This window comes from Bacillus cereus group sp. BfR-BA-01523 (assembly GCF_022662615.1).
In the GTDB taxonomy this organism is placed as follows: Bacteria; Bacillota; Bacilli; order Bacillales; family Bacillaceae_G; genus Bacillus_A; species Bacillus_A mycoides.
The window spans coordinates 1-6,222 of the sequence record NZ_JAKUDX010000028.1 but is presented as its reverse complement, the minus strand read 5'-3'; the positions used below and the strand labels follow the sequence as shown (position 1 = coordinate 6,222).

The following is a 6,222-nucleotide window of genomic DNA, read 5'->3' as shown; positions in this document are numbered from 1 at the left end:
TCATCCTGAGCCAGGATCAAACTCTCCAATAAAGTTAGTTTGTCTAGCATCTAAAAATAAAAATTGACGTTCACGTTGTTTGTTTCGTTCAGTTTTCAAAGAACTTGTCTGTCGCTCATTTGCGACTCCCTTATGTTAACATTTTCATATTTCAATGTCAACCAAGTTTTTTTATTTCTTTTGTCGCTTTCTGCTTTGTTGCTATCGGCGACTTGTCCTATATTACACCTCTATATACTAATCGTCAATACCTTTTTACAAAGAAATTTAATTTAGTACCTTTGCACTCTTTTAACTCTAGATAAGGACCTACAAAGATCTCATTAAAATAGAAACCATCGTCTACTTTTCTTTACCAATCTATTCTTCTAAATACTATTCAATTTAGGCACTTCTCTATTTCAAAGGACTCGCTTCCCCCATCTTACCGAACTCATACAATTGATTCTTTTCAGCTAAACTAGCAACCTTATTTTAACAATTAATAGTATATAATTAGAAAGTTGCTTTATTTTTTATTACCGCTCCCTATTCCCCTTTGTTTATCAAGTTGTAATATCAATAACATTCTATTAGAAACAGGTGACGATATGAAAGATATACGTATTCTTATAGCAGATGACGATAAAGAAATTCGAGACTTATTAAAAAGATATTTAGAACGAGAATTATATATGGTAGATACTGCAATTAATGGAGAAGAAGCTTTGTGCTTATTTAACCAAAATAACTACAACCTCGTTATATTAGATCTTATGATGCCGAAAGTAGATGGTATCGAAGTGTGTAGAAAACTTAGAGATACAACCAACATCCCTATATTAATGCTAACTGCTAAAGATCACGAAGTTGATAAAATTTTGGGCTTAAGCATAGGTGCTGATGATTATATTACAAAACTTTTCAGTATTCACGAAGTGGTTGCAAGAGTAAAAGCTCTTATGCGACGTTTTTTAGTTCTTGGAAGTAACACTAACGTACAAGAGAAAACAGCTTTAACATTTAAAGGACTAACTATCGATTTTAAAAAATACACAGTCCATACGAACGGAAAAGAAATCAACTTAACTGGAAAAGAACTTGAACTATTAAAATTCTTCGCTTCAAACCCAGAGCAAGTATTTACGAAAACACAACTCTTTCGGAATGTATGGGACGATAATTATATAGAAGATGATAATACAGTTATGGTGCATATTAGAAAGCTTAGAAAGAAAATAGAAATCGATCCTTCCAATCCAAAATTCATTCAGACTTTATGGGGAATCGGTTATAAGTTTGTAGGTGAACAGGTTGAAAAATGATAAGGTCCTCTTTCTTATTTCATTACAACTTATCATTTGCGGACTTTTAAATATAGATATGGGATACCATGTAAAAATATCTTTATTTATTGCTCTTATCATAATCACAATATATCTTTTCTTTTCAAGAGTTCACTTTATTCAAAGCAACGAATCGATGGTTACTAAATTAAGCCGTGCACTTAAAGGGAATTTACAAACGAGGCTATTCACAAATAACGACCGTTCACTAAATAGTGTCGTGTTTTCAATAAACGACTTAATAACTGCATTAGAAAAGGGCCAGATCGAAGCAAGGAAATCCCAAGAAGCTAGAAAACAACTTTTATCTAATATCTCACATGATATCCGGACACCACTTACTTCTATATATTGGATATATTGATGCTTTAAAAGATGATGTCGCTGCTTCTGAAGTAGAAAAGCAAGAATATCTTGAGATACTTTATAAGAAATCGAATGACTTAAAACATCTGGTCGATGAAATCTTTAATATGGCCAAGCTAGATGCTGATGAATTTCCATTAAAAGAAGAAGAACTCGATTTTTCTGAGGTTACTAGAGAAGTATTAATCGAATTTTTACCCGAGCTATCAAAACATAACATTGAACTACAAGTTCTCATACCAGAATCTACTTCCCCTATTATTGCAGATCACCTTAGCCTTATACGAATTATAGGTAATCTAATAAAAAACGCTATCCATCACGGAAAAGCTGGGAAAATAGTAGGAGTCGAACTACTAGAAACCAATACAGAATATGAGATTCTTATTTGGGACAAGGGACCCGGTATTCCAAAACATGATTTACAAAACGTATTTAAGCGGATGTACCGCAGCGAACAATCAAGAAATCCTTCTTACGGTGGTAGTGGCCTCGGACTTTCTATTTCTAAAGCCCTCGTTGAAAAAAATGGTGGGCGTATATGGGTTGACAGTATTCCTTGTGAACGAACTACTTTTGGTTTTTCCGTCCCAAAACACACTACTTTTAAGAAATAGTTAAGAAATGATTAATATGCAGTTAAACCTTCCTTTTTATTATGTAATTAAGAACTTATAGAAAGTAGGTGCCCCCTATAAATACAATTATAAAAACGACAAACCTTACTAAAGTTTATGGGAACCAAAAGTCAGTAGATAATCTAAATATAAATGTACAGCAAGGAGAGATTTATGGATTCATAGGGCGTAACGGTGCTGGTAAAACAACTACAATCCGTATGCTGCTTAGTCTTATAAAACCTACAAGTGGAAATATAGAAATATTCGGTGAGGATTTACTTCGGAATCCAAAAGACATTTTAAGAAGAATCGGTTCTATCGTTGAAGTCCCAGGATTTTATGAAAACTTAACTGCAAGAGAGAACTTATTAATTAATGCAAAGATAATTGGTGTTCACAAAAGGAATGCAATTGAAGAAGCATTAGAAATTGTAGGCTTGCAGCACGAAACAAAAAAATTAGTAGGAAAATACTCTTTAGGAATGAAGCAACGCTTAGGAATCGCACGTGCTCTTCTCCATTATCCTGAACTACTCATACTAGATGAACCAACTAACGGACTAGATCCAATCGGTATTAAAGAAATGCGAAAACTCATTAAATCTTTAGCTCAAGAAAGAAATATAACGATACTCATTTCTAGTCATATATTAGCTGAGGTGGAACAACTAGTCGATCGTATGGGAATTATTCATGAAGGAAGGTTATTAGAAGAAGTTTCTCTTGATACACTGCGTAAAGCCAATCGTAAGTACATAGAATTCCAAGTAAATAATGATAATAAAGCTGCGATGCTATTAGAAAATCATTTTCAAATTTTTGATTATGAGGTACATGATGAAGGAAATATTCGCGTTTATTCTCACTTTGGACAGCAGGGACACATAAATAGAACGTTAGTTCGTAACGATATTGAGGTATTAAAAATTGTGATGAGCGAAGATAGACTAGAAGATTATTTCACCAAACTAGTTGGGGGTGGCACAATTGGTTAATCTGCTTTATACAGAACTATTAAAATTGAAACGATCCAATATGTTTTTGATTAGTATTATCGGAGCAGGTGTCGCGCCATTTTTAGTGGTTGTAGCTTCTTATATACACATGAAGACAAAGCAACCTACTCCAACTATTTTATTTGGTCAACTGTTCACTGAAGTTAACCTATACACTACTTTAATTATAGGATTCCCCTTATATGGAGTTGTGATCGCTTATCTATTTACCCGTGAATACACGGAAGATACATTAAAAAATTTGCTAACTATCCCAGTATCACGTATTAGCTTTATTATAAGTAAGTTTATCCTTCTATTCCTTTGGATCATGATGCTAACTTTAGTTGCTTGGACGTTAACTTTATTATTAGGGCTAATAGGTAGCTTCCCTGGGTTTAGTATCACCTTACTTTTAGGCTCTCTCATAAAATTTTTAATATGTGGTGGACTTCTCTTTCTTTTGTCTTCACCTATTGTACTACTAACTCTTGTAATGAAGACCTATGTACCGCCTATTATATTAACAATCATTATTACAATGACTAACCTTATGATCGTAAATTCAAAACATAAAGACCTATTCCCATGGACCGCTACTCTAGATATAGCAAATAACGAATTACAACCGACTTATCCATCAGAGTATTCTTATATCATCATTGCAGTAACAGCGATTTTCGGATTTATTACAACACTATTCTATTTTAAAAGGGTGGATATTCATTAATTTATAGGAGTGAAACTATGAGCGATCTTATCATTGCCTTCATACTTGGTATTGTAGAAGGGTTAGCTGAATTTTTACCAATCTCTTCTACTGGCCATCTTATATTAGTCGGACATTTATTAGGTTTTGAAGGAGAAAGGGCAAAAACGTTTGAAATTGTCATACAGTTAGGGGCAATTTTAGCTATCGCGATTTTATATCATAAACGCCTTGTTTCTTTATGTAATATTAAACCCCTTCTACGGAAAGAGAAAAAATTCAATGCATTACATGTTTTTCTCGGTGTATTCCCAGCAGTAGTTGTTGGCCTATTATTACATGATGTTATTAAAACATACTTATTTCAGCCGTATACTGTCGTAATCGGACTTGTAGCAGGAGCAATTCTTATGATTTTTGCAGAAGCAAAAAAAGCAGAGGCAACCGCCTTTTCACTAGATGATTTAACATACCGTCAAGCATTAACAATTGGATTATTTCAATGCTTAGCAGTATATCCTGGCTTCTCTAGAGCGGGCTCTACTATTTCTGGAGGGTTATTAGCAAAAGTAAATTATAAGGCTGCATCTGAGTTCTCTTTTCTCATTGCCATTCCTGTAATGGCCGGAGCTACAGGGTTAGACTTATTAAAAAGTTGGAAGTATTTAAGTGTAGATGATATTCCTATGTTTGCGGTAGGATTCATTACCTCTTTTCTTGTAGCAATGCTAGCGGTAGTAACCTTCCTGAAGCTTTTAGAAAAGATAGGTTTAAAACCTTTTGCATATTATCGTATTTTGTTAGCCATTGTATTTACACTTTTCGTATTGCTATAGCTTCATATAAGTCACATATTATTAAACCGATATTCAAGGAATATCGGTTTTTATCTATTTCACCTCTAGTATTACTCACTTCAATATGGCATAGTGGATAATAGATCAATATTAATAATCAGAATATTCTTTACCTCTAAACAACACTTCATTAAAATATGTAACGTTAAAAGCTATATTTGAAATCCGAACCTAGTAATAGCATTTCTTCTTTATACACATATGCTGAAGTAAAAATAAGCACCTCAATTGATTGAGTCTACCCATTACACCACGATAGAACTAACGTTCTCACCCCTTTGCTATACATCACTTCTTCCTTGTTTCTATATTTATGGAAGCGAAGTACGTGTAGGTGATCGGGCATTGACCCTAACTTTATTGCAGCCCAAATCACAAATAGACTACATAACAACTATATCCATTACCATACGAAACAATTCGAAAATTGAACATCCCGTCTATTAATATGGGCGTCTACGGGGAAAATGGTCATAAATGGACAGAACAAGTTTATAAACCATATTCCTTCAGCGTATTACTTGTATTAATCCGTAATACAACAACCCAGATTTTATATGACTACAAAACTATTACAAATAAGCAAGTTGCTCAAGGCTTATAAAAAAATTAAAGCGAGGTAAATATACAAATGAATCCATTAGCACAATCATATTGGGATACTTATTGGGGAAACAATGAAAAACCAGAATCTGTTACAGCTTGGCAATTTGGTGATTCTCCTGATTATCTCGCTCAATTAGTCATTGATGGTGTGAAAACCGCAACATGCTCGGGCCATATTTTTTATGAATTAGAAAATGAACCACTACCAACAACTAACGATTATAGTATTGTACTCAATAGTCAGGAGGAACCTGTAGCTATTATTAAGACAATAGAAGTAACTATAATGCCAATGAATGAAGTGACTGAAGAATTCGCTATCGCTGAAGGCGAAGGCGATCGTACCTATAGTTACTGGAGAGATACCCATATTCAGTTTTTTACAAAGGAACTAAGCGAACTTGGTCTTAGTTTTTCTGAAGATATGCTGCTCGTTTGCGAACGTTTTAAGCTTATCGATGTAAAAAACAAAGTGAAGATATGATAAATAACGATTTTACCGGAAGTCCATATTAGATAAATACATTTATCTTTAAACAAATAAGCTTGTTACCAATGGATTTCTTGAGCCATTAATAACAAGCTTATTTCATTAAACACAAAAAAGACGAGTCATTCTGACTCGTCTTAAAGTTGCTTGGCGACGTCCTACTCTCACAGGGACAAGGTCCCAACTACCATCGGCGCTAGAGAGCTTAACTTCCGTGTTCGGTATGGGAACGGGTGTGACCTCTCTGCCATCAT

5 protein-coding genes, 1 rRNA gene and 2 pseudogenes are annotated in these 6,222 nt (G+C 34.0%); 7 read left to right on the top strand and 1 reads right to left on the bottom strand.

Annotated elements, in window-relative coordinates:
* Nucleotides 1-590 precede the first annotated feature (590 nt).
* The 7 genes and pseudogenes from MR066_RS26930 (at nucleotide 591) to MR066_RS26905 (ending at nucleotide 5,962) form a co-directional block, all read left to right on the top strand.
* A complete protein-coding gene (locus tag MR066_RS26930; RefSeq protein ID WP_242249046.1) occupies nucleotides 591-1,304 on the top strand; it encodes a response regulator transcription factor in 714 nt (237 codons plus the stop codon).
* A pseudogene (locus MR066_RS26925) lies at nucleotides 1,294-2,308 on the top strand (sensor histidine kinase). Before MR066_RS26930 ends, MR066_RS26925 begins: the two are co-directional and overlap by 11 nt.
* Before the next feature lie 68 nt (nucleotides 2,309-2,376).
* Nucleotides 2,377-3,306, top strand: coding sequence for an ABC transporter ATP-binding protein (locus tag MR066_RS26920; RefSeq protein WP_088031703.1), 930 nt, complete (start codon nucleotides 2,377-2,379; stop codon nucleotides 3,304-3,306).
* Nucleotides 3,299-4,036 (top strand): ABC transporter permease, encoded by a 738-nt coding sequence (locus MR066_RS26915; RefSeq protein WP_002124852.1) that lies wholly within the window; start codon nucleotides 3,299-3,301, stop codon nucleotides 4,034-4,036. The genes MR066_RS26920 and MR066_RS26915 overlap by 8 nt, the downstream gene beginning before the upstream one ends.
* Nucleotides 4,037-4,053: 17 nt before the next feature.
* A complete protein-coding gene (gene bacA / locus MR066_RS26910) occupies nucleotides 4,054-4,851 on the top strand; it encodes an undecaprenyl-diphosphate phosphatase (RefSeq protein ID WP_002124850.1) in 798 nt (265 codons plus the stop codon).
* Between the two features lie 424 nt (nucleotides 4,852-5,275).
* Nucleotides 5,276-5,476, top strand: a pseudogene (locus MR066_RS27455) (peptidase M20); the annotation flags it as partial.
* A 27-nt stretch (nucleotides 5,477-5,503) separates the two neighbouring features.
* Nucleotides 5,504-5,962, top strand: coding sequence for an ASCH domain-containing protein (locus tag MR066_RS26905; RefSeq protein ID WP_159147395.1), 459 nt, complete (start codon nucleotides 5,504-5,506; stop codon nucleotides 5,960-5,962).
* Between the two features lie 151 nt (nucleotides 5,963-6,113).
* On the opposite strand, the gene rrf is transcribed toward MR066_RS26905, so the two are convergent.
* A 5S ribosomal RNA gene (gene rrf, locus MR066_RS26900) occupies nucleotides 6,114-6,222 on the bottom strand; the annotation flags it as partial.

Bases quoted from the DNA above. Each gene is read 5' to 3' on its own strand.
- MR066_RS26905 (WP_159147395.1), top strand. From the start codon at position 5,504: ATGAATCCATTAGCACAATCATATTGGGATACTTATTGGGGAAACAAT.
- MR066_RS26930 (WP_242249046.1), top strand. From the start codon at position 591: ATGAAAGATATACGTATTCTTATAGCAGATGACGATAAAGAAATTCGA.
- bacA (WP_002124850.1), top strand. From the start codon at position 4,054: ATGAGCGATCTTATCATTGCCTTCATACTTGGTATTGTAGAAGGGTTA.